Below are 19,678 nucleotides of genomic sequence, written 5' to 3'. Positions count from 1 at the left end.
GGTTCAGCGCAGCAAGGTCAAGTGCCCGGTGAACTCCCGACCATCGTCGAGGCGCAGCACGTAGTAATAGGTGCCATCGGGTTGATCGGCGCCGCGCCATGTGCTGCGGTAATCGCGCGTCTCGAAGACCGCCTGGCCCCAACGGTTGAAGATGGCCAGCTCGTTGCCGAAGAACTCGATGTTGGGGATCACGAAGGCGTCGTTCATGCCATCGCCGTTCGGGCTGATGACGTTGGGGATCACGATCTCGGCCGGACGGATCACATAAGCATCGCTGATGGTATCGGTGCAGCCATTGGCGGTGGTCACGATCAAGGTGATGGTGTACACGCCGGGATTCGCGTAGGTCCAGTCGATCGTTTGGGCGCTGCCCGTTGCGCCGGTCATGCCCAGGCTCCACCACCACGAGTTGATGGTGCCTCCTCCCCCATTCGAGGCGTCGGCGAACTCGACCGATGTGCCCGGCAGCTGCGGTGAGGGCGGATCGGCGGTGAAGGCGGCTTGCGGGTCCTCGAAGAGCACTGCGTAAGGCACCGATGCGCCTGTGCAGCCGTTCGCATCCGTCACCATTACCGTGTAGCTGCCGCTTGATGTGACCGCTTGTGTGGCCGAATTCCCCCCGGGCTGCCACGCATAGGATGCGAAGGGTTGCGTGGTGCTGAGCACGACCGTCTCACCAACACAGGCCCATGGTTGACCGGTGATCACGGGCACCGGCGGCGCGGGTTGCGTCACGGTCGCCGCGGCCGTGGCCGTGCAGCCGTTCGCATCGATCACCATCACGTTGTAGGTGCCAGCACCCACGCCTGAGAACGAACTCGCTGCCTGGTAGCTGCTTCCACCGTCGATGCTGTACTGCAGGCCATTGCCCGTTGCGATGATGGTGATGGTGCCAGTGGGCGCATTGCAGTTCGATGGCGTCACGTCCACGGTCACGATTGAAGGGCCTGCGGCCTGCTCCACCTGAGCGGTAGCCTGCGCGGTGCATCCATTCGCATCGGTGACGGTGACGGTGTAGCTGCCTGCCGGGAGGCCAGTGGCAGTTGCCGCATTGCCGCCGCTCGGCGCCCAGCTATAGCTCAACGCACCGGTGCCGCCACTCGCGCTGGCCGTGGCTGTTCCATCGTTGCCATTGCAACTCACTGGCGTGGTGCTGGGGATCGAAACCGTGACTGCGCTGACTGGCTGGTTCACCTGCACGACCGTGGTTCCCGTGCAGCCATCGGCATCAATGGCCGTTACGGTGTAGGAGCCTGCGGAAAGACCGTTCACGCTTGAGCCGGTCGCTCCGCCTGGCGACCAAGAGAAGGTGTACGGCGCTGTCCCATCGCTGGCCTCAACGCTCGCGCTGCCCGTGCTGGCACCGAAGCAGGCGACATTATCCACATCAAGCACCTGCACGGAGATGGTTGGGCATGGCGAGCACGCCGGCACATCCGCTGCGGAGTTGATGATGATGCTCGTGCCCGTGGCATCGGTCACTTGGATCGGATAATTCGGCGGGGCGCTGGCGCTGGCTCCGGTGGCCCATGTGGTCCAGCCGGTCACATTCACGGCGCAGCCCGGCGGGAAGAAGCATGCGAGGATGCAAGCGCTGCAATCCTGCACGGTGGTCTGGTGCTGCCAGGTGTACGGCCCGACACCGTTCGCGGCGGAGAGCGTGCCATCATCGTTCACGCACACGCTCAACGGCGCGCAGGGGCTCACCACCATTTGCAGCGTGTCCGATCCGCAAGGCGCGGGCGAAGGCAGTGTGTAGGTGATCACATGCACCCCTGCGCCGGCGGCAGAAGGCGTGAAGGTGCCCGCCAAAGGATCGGTGATGCCCGGCCCGCTCCACGTGCCGCCCGCGATGCTCGCAGTGAGGGTGGCGGCAGGATCATCCGCGCAGAATGTGCCCGACCCAGCGAGCTCCAGGCAGGTGAGGCATTCGCGCGGGGGTGGCGCGCAAGAGCCGATAGCGATGGATACCAGGAAGCCGTTGCCGCAGGCCACCACCTCGCCGTTGTGGTTCACCGCCACATCGTACACCGCGCCGGGCGTGGCCACCGAGCTCACCAACTGCAGGCCAGGGGTGAACTTGTGAACGGCGTTGCCGCTGCCCACATACACGAAGCCGCAGCTATCGAGCACCAGACCGCCGTTCTCCGCGCTGTTGGCGCCGAGCTGGCTCGTGGTGCCGCCGCCGGGTATGGTGGCCGTGGCGATGATGGTGCCGGACTGGATGTCGCGGCGATGCAGCGTGCTGCCATTCTGCGTGTAGATCTCGTTGGTCGTGGCCGCGATGCCGTTGATGCCCATGTTCGTAGGGCCATATCCGGCCACCGCATAGCTGAAGGCGTAAGAGTTGTTGCGACGGTACGGGATGGTCAGGTCAGCATTGAGCGCCCCGATGGTATCGAGCGTCATGAAGTAGTACTTGCCGTTGGCGGAGGCGGCCAGTGCGCGGATCTCGTTCGGATTATTGATGAGGAAGGACGGCGAGACCGCAGCGACATCGGTTGAATTCAGCACGGAGCCGTTGGCCATATCGATCTCGAAGGCGCGCCCGTAGCCGATCGGGAAGAGCGAAGGGCCGAGCGTGAGCCGCGTGCCGCCGAGCATCAGTTGCGTGGCGTTGCAATTGAGCGCCATGCGCCAATACTCATCGAAGAACCCGCCATCCTCGCTCCAGACCTGGTTGCCCGCCGTGCTGATGCGCGCGATCCGCGGATCGGTGCCCGCAGTGATGAAGCAATCGCCGCCCGGATGCGCGATCATGGACCCAAGCCAGTAGTTGGCCGTGTCCCAGGCCGTGGTGTAGGTCCATTGCAGCACGCCGCTGGGATCGTACTTCCGCAGGCGCAGGGGAGAATCGCCGCCGTAGATGTACACGTTCGCGTTGTCGTCCACCTCCACGTCCTAGATGCGATTGGTGTTGGGGAAGGCAGGCGTCACGGTCCACGGATCGATGATCACGGGTCGCGATGCATCGTACGGCGCGAGCACGAATCCGGCAGCATTGCCCCTCAGGCTGAAGCGCACTTCGATGGGCTCCTTGGCCCCATCGGCGTAATGCGCGACCGGCGCATGGTCCACGATCTCGCCGAAAACCGTAGCGATGCGCAACTCTCCTTCGTATCCCATGCGCACGGCATGGGCATCATCCCAGCGCATGCGGATCATCGCGGCATCGGCGCCGGGCCGCAAGTGCAGCGCGTATTTGATGCCGCGCTCCGGATGGATGGTGTATACCGCATCGATGCCTGGATAAAGGCGCTCGTAGCGAAGCTCCTCCCAACCTGCGATGCCCGTGCGGTCGCTCGTGCTGCCATCGGCCTCGAGGTACGCGTAGCTGTGGTGGTCGCTCTTCTTCCCGCTGATGAAGCGCTGCTCGCTCTTGCTTCCCTCCCACCGCATCAGGGCCAGGTCCTGCCGCACGATGGTGCGTGGCTTGTCGCGCTCGCCGCGCTTGCGGTAATGGTTCTTCTCCTTCTCATGCAGGTGGAAGCCCACGCCATCCGCAGCGAAGAGGATCCGCACGGCGCCTTCGTCAACAGCGAACTCGGTGCGCTCCATGCCCAAGCCATCGAACTGACCGTGGTTCTCGATGAAGGCGCGGTCGGTGGTGAAGGAGGCTGACCAGCGCACCGGCGCAATCTGCGCGGCAGATGCAATGGTGATCAACGCGAAGGATGCGGTCTTGATGGCGCGCATGGCAGGCGGGTTCGGGGGCGACCGAAACTAGGTGAAAGCCGCTGATGTAGGTTCGCAGGACCATGAAGCTCCCCTTCGAGGCCATCGACTGGTCTCAGCTGCCAGTCACCACGGTTCCGGGCGCAACAGGAACCGCCACCATGCGCGTCGTTCAGCACGAAGGCCTTCGCATCCGCATGGTGGAATACTCAGCCGATTACCTCGCCGATCATTGGTGCCAGCTCGGGCACCTGGTCTTCGTGCTCGAAGGCGAATTGATCAACGAGCACGAGGACGGCCGTGTGAACGTGCTACAGGCCGGCATGTCCTACCATGTGAGCGATGGCCTCAGTTCGCACCGCTCGCGGACGAATGGGCCGGTGAGGATGATCGTGGTGGATGGGGAGTTTCTGAAATAATCAGAGAACTGGAGAATCAGACATCATTGATGATGGGACGATCACCAACTGATCATCTCATTCCCTGGTCCACTGATTCTCTGAACGCCTTTCACATCCTCCTGTACCACCCCTTGATCCGTTCCCGGTCCAGCACCTTCTGCCAATCGGGTCCGAAGGCGTGGTCCCACATGTGCGGCAGGTTGTAGGCCACTTCGGCCATGGCGCTGATGGTGTCCTCGCTCCAATCCTTGGCGAGGCCTTGCGGGATGTTGACCTTGTTGTGCTTCACCATGCCCTTGAACTCCTGCACGTAGTCGCCATAGACATCCTCGAGCTTGTCGAAGGCGATGCAGTTGGCGATGCAGTGGTGGATCTCGAGCACCTTGCCCAAGCCATAGCTCAGCGCATGGCACACGCCCACCTCGCTGTATGTGAGGCTGAGGCCGCCCATGTAGCTGGCCACCATCAGGGATTCATCGCTCTTCGGGTCGCTGCGGTCCATGCGCAGGAAGACATCCCGGCACATCTCCAGGCTTTTCTCGCTGTACGCCTCCGCGAAGGTGTTCTTCTTGGTGCCGGTGATGGCCTCCACGCTGTGGATGTACGTGTCCATGCCGGTGTAGAACCACTGGTCGGTGGGCACGGTGGCGATCAGGTCAGGGTCGAGCACGATCTGGTCGAAGACGGTCCAGTCGCACTTGAGGCCGAGCTTCTTCACGGGACCGGTGAGCACGGCCGTCATGCTCACTTCCGCGCCTGTGCCGCTGATGGTGGGCACGCCGCAGTGATAGATGCCGGGCTTCTTGATCAAGTTTAGGCCCTGGTACTGCACGCTGCTGCCCTCGTTGGTGAACATGAGCGAGAGCGCCTTCGCCACGTCCATCACGTTGCCGCCGCCGATGCCGATCACGCCGGCGGGCAAGCCGCGCCGCGCGAGGATGTCGTCCCGCAGGCCGTCGATCTGCTCCGTGCTAGGCTCCTTCGCCGTGCTGCAGAAGATCAACTCATCTTCCGCCTGCTTGGGGATGCGCGCGATGAAATCGGCCCTGCCCTGGAAATAATGATCGACGAGGAAGACGAAGAAGCGCTGGTGCTGGTCGCGGTGCGGCTCCAGGATCTCGCCGAGCTTGCCGAAGCTGCCCCGGCCGTAGCAGGTCTTGGTGACGGACTTGAAGTTGCGGAAAAGGTTCATGCGGGTGCGTTGGGCGCAAAGGAAACCGAGGAGTGTCAATACTGTTATGGTTGCTAGTGACAAGCCGCTAGCCCATCCCGATACCTTTGAAGCCATGCGGCGCGCCCCCTTGCTCGAAGCCTTGCTCGCGGCGTGCTGCTGCACGGAGCCGGCATCCGCCCAGTTGCGGATCAGTGAGGTGTGCTCCAACAACCAGGGCATCGATGTGGGCGCCGGCGATTCGCACCCCGACTGGATCGAATTGGTGAACGAGGGCAGCGTCCCCATCGACCTCAGCACCTACTACCTCAGCGACAAGCCGAGCCAGCCCGGCCAATGGCCCTTGCCGCTGATCGCCTTGGCGCCCGGCGGACACGCGCTGCTCATCCGTGGCGATCAGACCTGGCAATTCCCCTTCGGCATCGATGCCGCCGGTGAGCGCATCGTGCTGAGCGATGCCTCGCTGCAGCCGGTGCAGGTGCTCGATGTGCCGGCCATGCGCGGCGACCACAGCGTGGGCTTCGTGGATGGCGCGCTCCGCTTCTTCGATGTGCCAACCCCGGGAGCGGCGAATACCACAACGCCTTACATCGGGTACGCCCCCGTCCCCGTCATTTCTCCGGGCGGCGGCTTCTATCCGAATGGCACCACGGCCAGTGCTTCTGCGGCGTTCGGCACCGTGCATTGGAGCACGACGGGACGCGCGCCGGATGAATCCTCTCCGGTCGCGTCGGGAACGCTCTCGATCGGCGCCACCACCACTGTGCAAGCGCGCAACTACGCAGCGGGCCATCTGGCTTCCGATGCTGCATCGGCCACGTACATCGTGGGAAGCGGCCGCGGTCTGCCCATCGTGGCGCTCGCTGTTGATCCCGACAGCATGTTCAACGAGGAGTTCGGCCTGTACATGCCCGGCCCCAACGCCAGTCCGGAATGGCCGCACTACGGCGCCAACTACTGGGCGGAGCGCGAGCTGCCCGCGCGCTTCGAGTTCTTCGAGGCCGATGGCACGCGCGGCATCGCGCAGGATGTGGGCGTGAGCATCCACGGCGGCAGGCGCTCGCGCACCAACGCGCAGCGGCCGCTGCGGCTCACCGCGCGCGGATCGCTCGGGCCGGAGACCATCCACTACCCGCTGTTCCCCGAACGTCCCACCGTGCGCGACTACAAGCGCGTGATCCTCCGCAATGCAGGCGGCGATTGGTGCCTCGCCAACTTCCGCGACGGGCTCTTCCACCAGACCGCGTTGCACAACGGCCTCGACATCGACGCGCTCGGCTTCCGGCCCGCCGAGTGCTACATCAACGGCGAGTATTGGGGCCTGGTGGAGATCCGCGAACGCATCGACGCCGACCACCTGCATTACAACTACGGCGCTGACACCGACAGCCTGCTGCTCATGGAAGAGGAGAACTGGAGCATCCAGGGCGACACCTCCTACTCACGGGCCCTGCGCGAATTCATACGCACCGCCGACCTGAATGATGAGGCCAACTGGAGCCAGGTGGAGGCACAGCTCGACCTGCACAGCCTCATGGACTACTTCGCGCTGGAGATGATCGCCGGCAACGTGGACTGGCCCAGCAACAACGTGAAGTACTGGAAGCCCTCGGTCGAACAGGGCAAGTGGCGCTACCTGATGTACGACCTCGACGCCACCATGGTGCTCTACGGCTGGATCGAAGAGGACATCGACATGATGTATTGGACCTTCACCCACCGCGCAGGATCCTTCCATACCGAGCTGCTGCGCGGCTTGATGGGCCGCAACGAGTTCAGGCGCCTCTTCCTCAACCGCAAGGCCGACCTGATGAACACCGTGTTCAGCCCCGCGCGCTTCCAAGCCGAAGTGGACCGGATCACCAATGCCTTCGCGCCGGTTATCGAGGATCACTACGATCGTTGGCAATGCTGGTACCAGGCCTACCTCGATCACGCCTTCGGGATCATCCCACATTTCGCCGCCTACCGCGACTCGCACATCCGCCAGCATGTGATCGACTGGTACGGCTTCCCCAATGCGGCACTGCTGCGCTTCGAGTCCTTCCCGCCCGCTGGCGGCACCCTGCAGATCAACACCATCGCGCCCGAACTGCCCTTCGATGGCTGGTACTGGAACGGCAACGACATCGACGTGACGGCCGTGCCCGCCGAGGGCTACGCCTTCAGCCATTGGACCTACGCCGATGACGGCACGCGCGCCACCGATCCGCACCTGCGCCGCTCCTTCCCCGTCGATGGCGATCTGGTGGCGCACTTCCGCCCGATCGATGGCAGCCTGAGCGTGTTCCCGAATCCCACCGATGGAATGGTGAACCTCGGCTTCGATGCCATAGAGGAAGGGAACGCCCGCATCCGGGTCACCGATCCCGCCGGGCGCGTGGTGCTCGAAGGCAGCGTGGCCGTGGGCGAAGGCGTGAACCGGGCCAGCATCGACCTGGGCGCCATGCCTGCCGGGGTGTACATCGTTGCTGTTGAAGCCGATGGCGGTAGGCAGCTCGCGCGCGTGGTGCGACAGTGAGACCAAGCGGATCGCCCCATGCGCAGCTCCATGCACGGCCCGCCACAAGGCCGCGCCGCGCATGGCCCCCGGCTATCTTCGCCGACCGCTGTCCAAAAACCCTTCGCCATGACCCTTTCGCGTCCCTTGCTCCCTGTGCTGTTCGCCCTGCCGCTGCTCTTCGCGTGCAACGAGCCGGTTCCTGAATCCCGGATCAAATTCGAGACCGTCTCCCCCAGCGACTCCGGCTTCTACGAGGCCGATGAATTCGCCGACATCCGCGTGCTGCGGTACCAGATCCCCGGTTGGGAGCAGCTCAGCCTGCAGCAGAAGCAGCTCTGCTACTACCTCAACATGGCCGGGCTCGCCGGCCGCGACATCATGTGGGACCAGAACTACCGGCACAACCTGCGCATCCGCCGGGCACTGGAGGCCATGCTGCTCAACTATCCGGGCTCGCGCGACAGCACCGAATGGAAGGGCTTCGAGACCTACGCCAAGCAGGTCTTCTTCAGCAACGGCATCCACCACCACTACAGCAACGACAAGCATGAGCCCGCTTTCTCGCGCGCGTGGTTCGAGAAGGCGCTTGCCGAGAGCAAGGGATCGCTCACGCCCGAGGCGATGGAAGCCATCTTCAATCCGGCCGTCGATGCCAAGAAGGTGAGCCTCGATGCCAGCAAGGACCTGGTGCTGGCCAGCGCCGTGAACTTCTACGGCGAGGATGTGAGCCAGGGCGAAGTGGAGGCGTTCTACGCGCCGAAGGAATCGATCGCGAGCGATGAGCCCTTGAGCTACGGCCTCAACAGCAAGCTGGTGCGCAATGCCAGCGGTCAGCTTGAAGAGCGCGTGTACAAGGTCGGCGGCCTCTACGGCCCGGCGCTCGAGGAGAGCGTGAAGTGGCTGGAGAAGGCCGTGGGCGTGGCCGAGAACGATGCGCAGAAGAAGGCGCTCGAGCTCCTGATCCAGTATTACCGCACCGGCGACCTCAAGACCTGGGACGACTTCAACGTGGCCTGGGTGAAGGACGTGAACAGCACGGTCGATTACATCCTCGGCTTCGTGGAGGTGTACAATGACCCCATGGGCAAACGCGGCAGCTACGAGGCCATCGTGGAGGTGAACGACCCCGAGGCCACCAAGAACATGGCCGTGATCATGGAGAACGCGCAGTGGTTCGAGGACAACAGCCCGCTATTGCCCGAGCACAAGAAGAAGGACGTGGTGGGCATCACCTACCGCTTCATCAACACCGTGGGCGAGGCAGGCGATGCTTCGCCGAGCACGCCCATCGGCGTGAACCTTCCCAATGCGAATTGGATCCGCGCGGCCCATGGCAGCAAGAGCGTGAGCCTGGGAAACATCAGCGACGCCTACGACAAGAGCAGCGGCAGCAGCACCCTCGAGGTCTTCTGCCACGACTCCACCGAGATCGCCCTGGCCAAGGCGCATGGCGCGCTGGCCGGCAAGCTGCACACCGCCCTGCACGAGGTGGTGGGCCATGCCAGCGGCCAATTGGAGCCGGGCATCGGCGAGACCGACGCCACCCTGAAGAGCTACGCCAGCACCTTGGAGGAAGGCCGCGCCGACCTGGTGGCCCTGTACTACATCATGGACCCCAAATTGGTGGAGCTGGGCGTGATGCCCAGCCTCGAAGTGGGCCACGCGGAGTACGACAGCTACATCCGCAACGGCCTGCTGGTGCAGCTGCGGCGCATCAAGCCCGGCAAGGATGTGGAAGAGGCGCACATGCGCAACCGGATGTGGGTGAGCGCCTGGGCCTATGAGCGTGGATTGGCCGACAGCGTGATCGTGAAGGTGAACCGCGGTGGCGACACCTACTACGACATCCGCGACTACAACAAGCTGCGCGGCATCTTCGGTGAGCTGCTGCGCGAGGTGCAGCGCATCAAGAGCCAGGGCGATTACAAGGCCTGCCAAGCGCTGGTCGAAGGCTATGGCGTGAAGGTAGATCAAGCCATCCACGCCGAGGTGCTGCGACGCGCCGAGAGAAGATCAAGACCAAGCCCTACGCCGGCTTCATCCAGCCCGAGATGGAAGCGGTAGCCGACAAGGACGGCAACATCACCGATGTGACCGTGAGCTACCCGAAGGACTTCCTGGGCCAGATGCTGCGCTACGGAAAGCAATACAGCTACTTGCCGGACGAGAACTGAGCGAACACCGCAGGCAACTTGGAAGGGCGGCTCATGGGCCGCCCTTTCTCATACTGCAAGGCCAAGGGGCATGAGGCGAAAACCCACAACGGTTCTTGGAGACCTTACAGAAGCAAGCGGCATAGCTCTTCTCCCCAAGGGTTCCCTTAAGCGAACTGCCTCACGCTGAGCGCGATGATCGCGCAGGCCTCCAGCACTTGCTCTTCGGTGATCACCAGCGGCGGCGCGAAGCGGATGATATCGCCGTGGGTGGGCTTGGCCAGCAGGCCGTTGTCGCGCAGCAACAAGCAGAGTTCCCAGGCGGTCTTGGGTGAGCCATCGGGCGCGGTGCGCGCTTCGATCACCAGCGCGTTCAGCAGCCCCTTGCCGCGCACCAGCTTCACGAAGGGATAGGCCTCCACGAGCTTCTGCATCTCAGCGCGGAAGATGTGGCCGAGGCGCTCCGCATTGGGCGTGAGGCCTTCGTCCTTCACGATGGCGAGCGCTTCCATGGCGATGCGCGCGCCCATGGGATTGCCGCCGTAGGTGCTGCCGTGCGTGCCGGGGGTGAACACGCCCATGACCTCGTCGCTCGCGAGCACGGCGCTCACGGGGTACATGCCGCCGCTGAGGGCCTTGGCCAGGATCACCGCATCGGGGCGGCGGGCGGGATCCCTCTCTTCATCAGGCACGCTGCAGAGCAAACGTCCGGTGCGCGCGATGCCGGTCTGGATCTCGTCGGCGATGAAGAGCACGTTCCGGGACTTGCACGCGGCGATGGCGCGGGGGATGTAATCGTCGGCGGGCACGTACACGCCCTTCTCGCCCTGGATGGGCTCCACGAGGAAGGCGCACACGTTCGGGTAATCCAAGGCATGCTCCAGTGCCGGGACATCGTCGTAGGGGATCACCTCGAAGCCGGGCGTGAAGGGCCCGAAGCCGCCCTGGCTGTCGGGATCGGTGCTCATGCTCACGATGCTGATGGTGCGCCCGTGGAAGTTGCCCTCGCACACCAGCACCTTGGCCTGTCCGGCCGGGATGCCCTTCTTCTCGTAGCCCCACTTGCGCGCCATCTTGATCGCGGTCTCCACCGCTTCGGCGCCGGTGTTCATCGGCAGCATCTTCTCGTAGCCGAAGCGCTCGCACACGGTCTTCTCGTATTCGCCGAGCACGCTGTTGTAGAAGGCGCGGCTGGTGAGCGTCATGCGCTCGGCCTGCTGCTGCATCACCTTCACCAGGCGCGGGTGGCAATGGCCCTGGTTCACGGCGCTGTAGGCGCTGAGGAAGTCGTAGTAGCGCTTGCCCTCCACGTCCCAAACGAACACGCCCTTGCCGCTGTCGAGCACCACGGGCAGCGGATGGTAGTTGTGGGCGCCATAGCGCTCCTCAAGCTCAATGGCTTGCTGGGTCTTGGAGAAGGTGCGGGTGAGTTGGGGCATGGCCCGCGAAAGTAACGGGACCGCTGCTGCTACATCTCCGGCGCGAAGCCACGCAATCGCTCGGCGATGCGCCGCGCGGCCAGGTCGGTGAGGCGGGCAGCGCCCTCGCGGGCCAGGTCGGCCTTGGCGGCGCGCACCTGCTCGCTGAGGTGGATGCGGCCGGTCTGCGCGTCGATCAGCTGCACCTGCACCTCGAGGTCGCGCTTCAGCAGGTCGTCGTACTTGGTCACCCGGCCGGTGAGCAGGTAGCGCGCGCCGAGCAGCTTGCCGGCCTGCGCCATCTGCTCGTTGTAATTGCCGCTCATCTGGCGGCGCTGCTCGGCCAGGACCACGTCGGTGCTGCCGCGATCGATCAGTTGCAGGAAGGGGTCCTTCAGCGCGAGCAGTTCGCGCTGCACGAGGCCGGCCAGCTCCATGTCAACCGGTCCGCTGCCGATGCTGAAGCCCATGATGCTGCGCTTCTCGTGGGGCTGCTGCACGGGCAGGTAGGCCAAGGTGTAGCGCGCCTTCTCCCGGCAGGCCTCCAGGCGCGCCATCACATCGCGGTGGGCGGCATCGATGGCGGATACGGCAGCGTAGCGCTCATGGGCCTTGCGCCAGAGGCCGAGCTCCTCGGCGCGAAGGCCCTCGCGGTACACCGGTTCGGCTTCGGCCATGCGGATGAGGAAGGGCGCTTCCTTGTGGGCGGGATTGAGCTGCAGGCATTGCCTCGCCAGGGCGATCGCTTCAGCGAAATGGTCGGCGCGCAGCTCGGCTTCGGCTTCCTGGTAGCGCGCATCGGCCTCGCGGGTCTTGGCCTCGATACGGGCATCGTCCACTTCCTGATTCCAGCGCAGATCAATCCCCTTGAGGGCGATGCGCTGCCGGAAGTCCGCGGCGGTCTGGCGGTCGCGGTCGCCCTCCTTCAGACCCGCCACGCGGTAACTCATGATGGCTGCGCTCATGCGGTCATCGAGCAAGCGCTGCGCGGTGCGCGCGTAGCCCTCGCGGGCCAGCAGGCTATTGGGCTTGCGGTCCCAGGCCTCGAGGTAGGCGGCGGCGGCCGATTCCATCTGCGCGGACTGCTCCATCGCCTGCGCCTGTTGCAGCGCCCGCTTCGCGGCACAGCCGCTGAGCAGGAGGGCTAGGGCAAGGATCGCGGGGCGCATGGCAGCGAATGTATTGGCCAAGCATCGTGCCGATGGAAGCGCGATCGGGCCTTGAATGCAACGAGCCCCGCCGTGGTGGCGAGGCTCGCGCAGAAAAAGGCGTGGGACTATTTCTTCAGCGCGTCGCGGATCTCCATCAGGAGCTTCTCCTCGTTCGTGGGACCTGCCGGTGCGGGAGGCGGCTCGGCCTTCTTCATCCGGTTGATGGCCTTGATCACCATGAACATCACGAAGGCGATCACCAGGAACTCGATGGCCACGGTGACGAAGGAGCCCCACTTCACGGCAACCTCGGCAACAGCCGGCACCACGTTCCCGGCCGCATCCGTTGATTCGGCCGCAGCCTTGGTGAGCACGATCTTCTTGTTGTTGAAGTCCACGCCGCCGGTGAGCTGGCCGACCAAGGGCATCACCATGCCGTCGATGAACGCCGAGGTGACCTTGCCGAAAGCGGCGCCCATGACGAAGGCCACGGCCATATCGACCAGGTTGCCCTTCATCGCGAACTCCTTGAATTCCTTCATCATGCCCATGTCTCTGTTGGTTTTGGTTCGGGTCGAAAATAGGTGCGGCTCCGGAACAGGGGCCCGTGCGGTTGAGGCAACAGGAAAAAAGAGGGGCAAGCGATCCGCATCGCACCGCTACAACCGCCTGCCCTTGCTGCCTTCCGGCCCTGGGGGATTCGGCGGGAGCTGGTCGTACGGGACTTGCCCCGGCGCGAATGTAGGGAGCGTGGCATCGATGGCTGCAGTCCGGAACGCAATCGCGCTTCTACCTTGCCCCGCATGGGAAGCTACGCGAAGCGCGTATTGGTGACCGGGGCGAGCAGCGGCTTGGGCAAGGCCATGGCCGAACGCCTGGTGGCGCAAGGGCATTCCGTGGTGGGCACCGGCAGGAGCGTGGATGATGGCGCGGTCGCCAACGGGGTGTTCCTGGTGCGCATGGACATCACCGATGAGGCCTCGGTGCATCGCGGCGTGCAGGAGGCGCTCACACGCATGGGCGGCATCGACGTGCTGGTGAACAACGCCGGGCTCGGCATCCAAGGCCCCGCGCAGGACATTGAACCCGAAATGGCTCTTCGCCTGCTCGACACCAACGTGCTGGGCGCTCATCGCCTCTGCCGTGCCGTGCTGCCCGGGATGCGCGCGCAGAAGAGCGGGCTCATCATCAACATCACCAGCGTGGCGGCCAACTTCGGGCTGCCCTACCGCGCCTTCTACAGCGCGAGCAAAGCGGCCCTGGAGCGCTACGGCGAAGCCTTGGCCATCGAGGAGGAGCGCTTCGGCATCACCGTGGTGAATGTGCAGCCCGGTGAGTTCCGCACGCCGATCGCCGAAGGCCGATTGAGGCCCGAGCGCATCAGTCCGGAGCACGAGCCGGGCTACGCGCGCGCCATGGAACTACTGGGCGGAAGCATGCATTACAGCCGCGACCCCGACGAGCTGGCCCGCGTCGTGGCGCGCATCATCGCCGCGCCGAAGCCCAAGGCCACCTACCTCGTGGCGCAAGGCGTGCAGCGCATCAGCGTGCTGGCGAAGAAGCTGCTGCCGGGCCGGATGTTCCAACGCATGGTCGGCAAGCACTATCAATAGCCGATGGTCTCCTACGACCCCTCCGACTGGTTCAAGGCGCTCGCCCTCCATAAGGCCGACACCTTCCGCAAGCTCTGGCCATGGCTCATCCTCGTGGGCGCCTTCACCTACGGCATCGGCTTCATCGAGCTGCGGCGCATGGGCCTTGGCGATGAGAGCCTGTTGAAGAACCTGCCCGTGATGCACAGCCTGCTGGGCTTCGCGATCAGCATGCTGCTGGTGTTCCGCACCAACACCGCGTACGACCGCTGGTGGGAGGGCCGCAAGCTCTGGGGCCAGCTGGTGAACGCCAGCCGCAACCTCGCCGTCAAGCTCGATGCGCTGCTGCCCGAGGACAAGGACGCGCGCGCCTTCTTCGCCAAGCTGATCCCGCTCTTCGCGCATGAGTTGCGCCTTCACTTGCTGCGCGAGAAGACGCGCCTGGAGCTGGATTCGAAGCCGCACCCGGAGATCCCCGACTTCGACCGCAGCAAGCATGTGCCTATGCAGATCGCGCAGCTCATGACCGCGCGCGTGCGCCGCATGCTGAAGGAAGGCGCGATCTCCGGCGAGCAGCTGCTCACCGTGGACCGCGAGCTGGCGCAGCTGCTCGAGATCTGCGGCGCCTGCGAGCGCATCAAGAACACGCCCATCCCTTACTCGTACAGCAGCTTCATCAAGAAGTTCATCGTGATCTACGTGCTCACCCTGCCCTTCGGCTTCGCGTTCACGCTGGGCTGGATCGCCGTGCCCGTGGTGATGTTCATCTTCTATGTGATGGCCAGCCTCGAGATCATCGCCGAGGAGATCGAGGATCCGTTCGGCAAGGACCAGAACGACCTGCCGATGCAGCGGATCGCGGCCACCATCAAGGGGAACATCGAAGAGGTGCTCGAATCAGGCGCCTGAGGCCGCGGCCTCCTCATCGCGGAAGAGCTGTTCGCCCTGGCTGTGCGCGATGATGCTGCAGCAGGTGGCGTCGCCGGTCACGTTCACCACGGTGCGGCACATGTCGAGCATCCGGTCAACCGGCAGGATGATGGCGATCCACGCCGGGTCGAGGCCGAGCCCCGTGAGCACGATGAAGAGCGTGATGAGGCCCGCACTGGGCACCGCAGCGGCCCCGATGCTCGCGAGCGTGGCGGTGAGGATGACGCCGAGCTGCTGGCCGATCGAGAGATCGACCCAATGGAATTGCGCGAGGAAGATCACGGCCACGGCCTGGTACAGGCTGGTGCCATCCATGTTCACCGTGGCACCGATGGGCAGCACGAAACTCGCCGTGCTCTTGCTCACGCCGATGCGCTCCTCCACGCACTCGATCGTGGCGGGCAAGGTGGCGGCGCTGCTGCTGGTGCTGAAGGCGAGCAGCTGCGCCGGGCTGATGGCCTTGAGGAAGCGCGCGAACACGTTGCGGCGCATCAGCAGCGTCATCACCACGGGATAGACCAGGAAGACCATGAGCGCCAGCCCGATGAGCACGGTGAGGCTGTAGCCGGCCAGCGACTTGAACAACTGGAGCACGGCCGCCGGGTCATCGCCCGCGATGCGCGACACCACGCCGGCCATGAGCGCGAACACGAACCAGGGGGCCGCGCGCATCACCACGTCCACCATCTTCATGAACACCTCGTTGAGGCCGTTCACCAGCGACACCACGGGCGCGGCAGCTGCCGCCGGGACCATGAGCAGCACGATGCCGAAGAAGAGCGCGAAGAAGATCACCTGCAGCATCAGGGCATTGTTGAAGCTGAGGAAGATGTTGCTGGGCACCATGTCCACGAGGAACTGGAGCGGCCCGCCCTGCACCTGCTTCGCCTGCTCCACCTTGCCCATGAGCGCTGGGTCGGGCGGCGAGGCCTTACGCGCTGCGAGCACCTCGGCCACCAATGCGGCATTCGCAGGGTCGCAGCTCACGCAGCGGCCATCCTTGGGCTTGGCCACGCTGGCGGTCTCCTGCACCCAGAGCTCATAGCCGATGCGGTTGCGCAGGCGCTGGCCATCATCCGACCACTCACCGGGCCGGATCACGTTCACCAGCAGCAAGCCCACGCTGATGGCCACCACCGTGGTGGCGAGGTAGAGCGCGAGCATGCGCAGGCCGGTGCGCCCCAGCTTGGCCACATCGCCCAATCCGCTCACGCCGCTGATGATGCTGAAGAGCACCAAGGGGATCGCGATGAGCTTGAGCAGATTGATGAAGATGTCGCCGAAGGGCGCGATCCAATCGAGGGTGAACTCGCTGAAGCCGAGCGTGCTGCTGGCCACAGCCCAGGCGATGCCGGCACCGAGGCCGATGAGGATGCGCAGCGGGAGCGATGCCTTCATGGCGCCAAGATGGGGAAAGGTTGGAAGTTGACCGCTTGGGATCTGTGCGCACCCTGCTCAAGTCCGAGCCGCTCGCTCCAGGATCGCCTGCAAGCGCGCGATGCTGTCCTGCATGCGGTGCTCGCGCTGGACCTTCGCCCTTCCGCTGCGGCCCAATGCCCCCGCCAGCGCGGGGTCGTTCGACAGCCGCTCCATATGCGCCGCCATCGCATCCACATCTCGCTCCTCGCACAACAGCCCATCGCGCTCATGCTCCACCGCATCACCGATTCCCGCATGCTTCGTAGCCACCACAGGGATGCCGGATGCCATGGCCTCCAACACGGCCACCGGCGTGCCCTCACGATCACCGTTGAGCGCGCGCACGCTATGCAGCACGAAAGCACGCGCGCCGCGCAGCAGCGAAGCGACCTCGTCCGGGCTGAGGATCCCCGGCAGCTCCACCCGTCCGGCCAAGGGCGATGAACGCACGCGCTGCACGCAGCTCTCCCATAATGGCCCCTGCCCCACCATGGTGAGCCTCGCGTGGGGCACGCGCATGGCCAGGCGCTCGAACGCGCTCAGGGTGAGGTGCGGAGCCTTCTTGTCAACGAAGCGGCCCACGAACACGAAATGCGGCGGCATGCGCTCGGGATCACCGGATGCGAAACGCTCGGCATCCACTCCGCAACTGTTGCGCATCACTTTCTCGCGCGGGGAGCCCAAGCGCAGCAGTTCCTGCTCCATGTCGCGGCTCACCACCACCAATGCGCTGGACTGCGCGAAGAGCGCCCGGTACCCATCATGGGCCTTGACCACCGCATCGACATGCGCGTCGAAGCCGTGGAAGTGCGCCACCAGCGGCACGCCCGCCAGGGTGCATGGTGCGAGCATCGCGTGCGCCGTGGTGCCATACTCCGCAAGCACCGCATCGATGCGCGCCCGGCGCAGCTCGGCTGCAATGCGCCGCACCAGCACGCCGTCCAGATCGGTGCGCAGCGCCCGAGCAGCGATCAGCTCGCGGAGGTAAGCGAACGCCCCGTTGCCGCGCAGTACCCTGCCATTCACCGCATGCGTGGGCAACTCTCCTCCGGCAAGCACCAATTCCACGCCTTTCAATCGCTCGATGTGCGCGGCGATGAAGGTCTCGCTCCACGCATTCTCCTTCGGCGTTACGATGGCCAAGCGGATCGGAGCTGGCGGCGCGGTCATCCGGGAACTCATGCCACCGCGCCTTCGAGCACGCTTTGCAAGCGTGCGATGCTGTCCTGCACCCGGTGCTCCACTTCCGCCTTCGCTCGTCCGGCCCTTCCCATCCGGCCTGCCATCTCCGCATCGCGCGCGACGAGTTCCATGTTCGTCGCCATGCCCTCCACGTCCGCTTCATCACAGAGGAGGCCATGCACCCCATGCTGCACCACGTCGGCTATTCCTGCATGGCGCGTGGACACCACCGGGATGCCGGTGGCCATGGCCTCTAGCACCGCCAGCGGCGTGCCTTCGCAATCGCCGCTGAGGGCGCGCATGCTGTGCTGCACGAATGCGCGCGCTCCGCGCATCAAGGCAGCGATGTCCTCGGGACCGAGCACACCGGGCAGGTCAACCCGGCCCAAAAGCGGTGCCGAGGCTGCGCGCTGCACGCAGCTCTCCCACAGGGGCCCCTGCCCTACCAGGGTGAGCCTGGCCTCGGGCACGCGCTGCACCACGCGCTCGAAGGCGCTGAGGGTGAGGTGCGGCGCCTTCTTGTCAACGAAGCGGCCCACGGCCACGAAGTGCGGCGGCGCTTGCACGGGATCACCAGCGGTGAATCGCTCCACATCGATGCCGTAGCAGCTGTACACCAGCTTCTCGCGCGGGGCTCCAAGGCGAAGGAGCTGCTGTTCCATGAATCGGCTCACCGCGACGATCGCTTTGGCCTGCGCGAAGAGCGCCCGGTAGCCGCCCTTCTCGTCGATCACCACCTGTTTGTGCGCATCGAAGCCGTGGAAGTGCGCGACCAAGGGAACGCCCGCCCGTTTGCAGGCCTCGCGCATGGCATCAGCCGTGGACCCATACTCTGCCAGCACCACCTCGATGCGTGCCTTGCGCAGCTCGGCTGCGATCCGCCGCGAGAGCAAGCCGCGCTGATCGGTCCGCAGCAGACGCGCCATCACCTGATCGCGCGCAAAGGCGAAGCCACCATGCTGGCGCAGCTCCGGTCCGTTGACCACCCGCCTGGGCAACTCGCCGCCGGATAGGACGAGCTCTACCCCCGCAAGCCGCTCGATGTGCGCGGCGATGAAGGTCTCGCTGTACACATTGTGGCTGGGCGTGGCGATGGCGATGCGCATGGCCGCCAAAGATGGAGATCAGGAAACGCAGCCGGGCATAGGCGCGCATGAGGCGCGGGAAATGCAGCTGCAGCCACCATCTGGCGCGCTGGCGCTGGCTGATCCTTGCATCGGGCAGCTTGCCGGCATGCGAGAGGAACCAGGCCATCTGAGGCCGATCGCTGCTTCGCAGAGCGTCTTCCATGCCCTGCACAATCTGATTCCGCCATCGCGCGATGGCTTCGGGCGCGAGCCGGTCTCCGACCTGTCCGTGCATCACCTCGTAGGCCAGTGCGGTAGCCCGTCGCTCGACCTGCCGGTGCATGCTCGACATGATCCCCGCCTCATGGACATGGCGCTCGCTCATCACGCGGTCCACGTATCCGATCGGTCCTTGAAGGGCGAAGTGGATATTGAGCGCCCAATCACCGAAGGGGGCTTCATGGAATGCGCGCGGCAACGGCATGCCTGCCTCCCAGCGCCAGATCGCACCGGATGTGGGAATGAAGTTGGAAGCGGTCAGCTCTTCCAACGTGAACCGGGGCTTGGCCCTGGACGGCTGAAGGAAAGGCTCGCTCCGCCCATCGGCCCATACGTTCATCGCGTTGTGGAAGGCCATGCCGAGATCCGGCTCCGCCTCGAGCTTCTCCACCATGATGCGCAGCCGATCGGGATCCGTCCAACGGTCGTCGCCGTCGATATGGCAGAGGTAGCGGCCGCGCGCATGCCGCAGGTTGTTGAGGAAGTTGTGCCTGCCCGTGGGCCGCCCATCGATGCGGATCATCTGGTCGCGGCGGTGCAGGAAGAGGCGCATGCGATCGGGGTGCTCCGCCGCATAGCGCTCGGCGATGGCGCGCGTGCCATCGGTGCTGTCATCCTCCCCGAGCAGGACCTCGTAGGCGAAGGGGCATCGCTGCATCAGGATGCCCTCGAGGCAGGCCGCGAGGAATGCTGCGTGCTGGTATGCGGTGACGCTGATGGAGACGAGCGGCTGCACG

The 19,678-nt window shown here is 64.9% G+C and carries 14 protein-coding genes, 1 other RNA gene and 1 pseudogene; 5 read left to right on the top strand and 11 right to left on the bottom strand.

Features of this window, described 5'->3' with window-relative positions; genetic code table 11:
- Positions 1–3: 3 nt before the first annotated feature.
- Positions 4–2,892, bottom strand: a complete 2,889-nt coding sequence (locus IPK70_06905; protein ID MBK8226887.1) for a gliding motility-associated C-terminal domain-containing protein — start codon at positions 2,890–2,892, stop codon at positions 4–6.
- A gap of 9 nt (positions 2,893–2,901) precedes the next feature.
- The gene (locus IPK70_06900) at positions 2,902–3,696 is read right to left on the bottom strand and encodes a hypothetical protein (protein MBK8226886.1); all 795 of its coding nucleotides are present in this window, start codon (positions 3,694–3,696) and stop codon (positions 2,902–2,904) included.
- 62 nt (positions 3,697–3,758) lie between these two features.
- Here IPK70_06900 and IPK70_06895 point away from each other — a divergent pair, with 62 nt between their 5' ends.
- Positions 3,759–4,094, top strand: a complete 336-nt coding sequence (locus IPK70_06895; GenBank protein MBK8226885.1) for a DHCW motif cupin fold protein — start codon at positions 3,759–3,761, stop codon at positions 4,092–4,094.
- A gap of 91 nt (positions 4,095–4,185) precedes the next feature.
- Here IPK70_06895 and IPK70_06890 read toward each other — a convergent pair whose 3' ends face one another.
- Entirely contained in the window at positions 4,186–5,268 is a 1,083-nt protein-coding gene (locus IPK70_06890) for an iron-containing alcohol dehydrogenase (protein ID MBK8226884.1), read from the bottom strand.
- A 94-nt stretch (positions 5,269–5,362) separates the two neighbouring features.
- Between IPK70_06890 and IPK70_06885 the strand changes: the two genes are divergently transcribed.
- Both IPK70_06885 and IPK70_06880 read left to right on the top strand, forming a co-directional pair.
- Positions 5,363–7,768: a CotH kinase family protein gene (locus tag IPK70_06885; GenBank protein ID MBK8226883.1), complete on the top strand. Its 2,406-nt coding sequence runs from the start codon at positions 5,363–5,365 to the stop codon at positions 7,766–7,768.
- A 108-nt stretch (positions 7,769–7,876) separates the two neighbouring features.
- A pseudogene (locus tag IPK70_06880) lies at positions 7,877–9,924 on the top strand (dihydrofolate reductase).
- A gap of 146 nt (positions 9,925–10,070) precedes the next feature.
- Here the strand turns inward: IPK70_06880 and rocD are convergent.
- The 4 genes from rocD to ffs all read right to left on the bottom strand — a co-directional run bounded on the left by rocD (position 10,071) and on the right by ffs (position 13,203).
- The gene (gene rocD, locus IPK70_06875; protein ID MBK8226882.1) at positions 10,071–11,342 is read right to left on the bottom strand and encodes an ornithine--oxo-acid transaminase; all 1,272 of its coding nucleotides are present in this window, start codon (positions 11,340–11,342) and stop codon (positions 10,071–10,073) included.
- A gap of 29 nt (positions 11,343–11,371) precedes the next feature.
- Positions 11,372–12,490, bottom strand: coding sequence for a hypothetical protein (locus IPK70_06870; protein ID MBK8226881.1), 1,119 nt, complete (start codon positions 12,488–12,490; stop codon positions 11,372–11,374).
- Positions 12,491–12,597: 107 nt separating this feature from the next.
- Entirely contained in the window at positions 12,598–13,023 is a 426-nt protein-coding gene (gene mscL, locus IPK70_06865) for a large-conductance mechanosensitive channel protein MscL (GenBank protein ID MBK8226880.1), read from the bottom strand.
- An 81-nt stretch (positions 13,024–13,104) separates the two neighbouring features.
- An RNA gene (ffs, locus tag IPK70_06860) (signal recognition particle sRNA small type) lies at positions 13,105–13,203 on the bottom strand.
- Positions 13,204–13,275: 72 nt separating this feature from the next.
- Between ffs and IPK70_06855 the strand changes: the two genes are divergently transcribed.
- Both IPK70_06855 and IPK70_06850 read left to right on the top strand, forming a co-directional pair.
- Positions 13,276–14,085, top strand: coding sequence for an SDR family oxidoreductase (locus tag IPK70_06855; GenBank protein MBK8226879.1), 810 nt, complete (start codon positions 13,276–13,278; stop codon positions 14,083–14,085).
- A gap of 3 nt (positions 14,086–14,088) precedes the next feature.
- Positions 14,089–14,973: a bestrophin family protein gene (locus IPK70_06850; protein MBK8226878.1), complete on the top strand. Its 885-nt coding sequence runs from the start codon at positions 14,089–14,091 to the stop codon at positions 14,971–14,973.
- On the opposite strand, the gene IPK70_06845 is transcribed toward IPK70_06850, so the two are convergent.
- The 4 genes from IPK70_06845 to IPK70_06830 are packed head-to-tail and all read right to left on the bottom strand — an operon-like array spanning position 14,962 to position 19,677.
- Positions 14,962–16,392, bottom strand: a complete 1,431-nt coding sequence (locus IPK70_06845; protein MBK8226877.1) for a dicarboxylate/amino acid:cation symporter — start codon at positions 16,390–16,392, stop codon at positions 14,962–14,964. The genes IPK70_06850 and IPK70_06845 overlap by 12 nt on opposite strands.
- A gap of 57 nt (positions 16,393–16,449) precedes the next feature.
- Positions 16,450–17,583: a glycosyltransferase gene (locus tag IPK70_06840; GenBank protein MBK8226876.1), complete on the bottom strand. Its 1,134-nt coding sequence runs from the start codon at positions 17,581–17,583 to the stop codon at positions 16,450–16,452.
- Positions 17,584–17,591: 8 nt separating this feature from the next.
- Entirely contained in the window at positions 17,592–18,521 is a 930-nt protein-coding gene (locus tag IPK70_06835) for a glycosyltransferase (GenBank protein ID MBK8226875.1), read from the bottom strand.
- Complete coding sequence (locus tag IPK70_06830; protein ID MBK8226874.1) at positions 18,409–19,677, bottom strand: glycosyltransferase family 2 protein; 1,269 nt, start codon at positions 19,675–19,677, stop codon at positions 18,409–18,411. The genes IPK70_06835 and IPK70_06830 overlap by 113 nt, the downstream gene beginning before the upstream one ends.
- Position 19,678: the final 1 nt, after the last annotated feature.

The sequence above is a fragment of the Flavobacteriales bacterium genome (assembly GCA_016712535.1).
Taxonomy (GTDB): domain Bacteria; phylum Bacteroidota; class Bacteroidia; order Flavobacteriales_F; family PHOS-HE28; genus PHOS-HE28.
The sequence above is the reverse complement of the archived record's forward strand: the minus strand, read 5'-3'. Positions and strand labels throughout refer to the sequence as shown.

Coding starts and splice junctions, on each gene's coding strand:
- IPK70_06900 (MBK8226886.1), bottom strand. CDS start 3,696: ATGCGCGCCATCAAGACCGCATCCTTCGCGTTGATCACCATTGCATCT.
- IPK70_06895 (MBK8226885.1), top strand. CDS start 3,759: ATGAAGCTCCCCTTCGAGGCCATCGACTGGTCTCAGCTGCCAGTCACC.
- IPK70_06890 (MBK8226884.1), bottom strand. CDS start 5,268: ATGAACCTTTTCCGCAACTTCAAGTCCGTCACCAAGACCTGCTACGGC.
- IPK70_06885 (MBK8226883.1), top strand. CDS start 5,363: ATGCGGCGCGCCCCCTTGCTCGAAGCCTTGCTCGCGGCGTGCTGCTGC.
- rocD (MBK8226882.1), bottom strand. CDS start 11,342: ATGCCCCAACTCACCCGCACCTTCTCCAAGACCCAGCAAGCCATTGAG.
- IPK70_06870 (MBK8226881.1), bottom strand. CDS start 12,490: ATGCGCCCCGCGATCCTTGCCCTAGCCCTCCTGCTCAGCGGCTGTGCC.
- mscL (MBK8226880.1), bottom strand. CDS start 13,023: ATGGGCATGATGAAGGAATTCAAGGAGTTCGCGATGAAGGGCAACCTG.
- IPK70_06855 (MBK8226879.1), top strand. CDS start 13,276: ATGGGAAGCTACGCGAAGCGCGTATTGGTGACCGGGGCGAGCAGCGGC.
- IPK70_06850 (MBK8226878.1), top strand. CDS start 14,089: ATGGTCTCCTACGACCCCTCCGACTGGTTCAAGGCGCTCGCCCTCCAT.
- IPK70_06845 (MBK8226877.1), bottom strand. CDS start 16,392: ATGAAGGCATCGCTCCCGCTGCGCATCCTCATCGGCCTCGGTGCCGGC.
- IPK70_06840 (MBK8226876.1), bottom strand. CDS start 17,583: ATGACCGCGCCGCCAGCTCCGATCCGCTTGGCCATCGTAACGCCGAAG.
- IPK70_06835 (MBK8226875.1), bottom strand. CDS start 18,521: ATGGCGCGTCTGCTGCGGACCGATCAGCGCGGCTTGCTCTCGCGGCGG.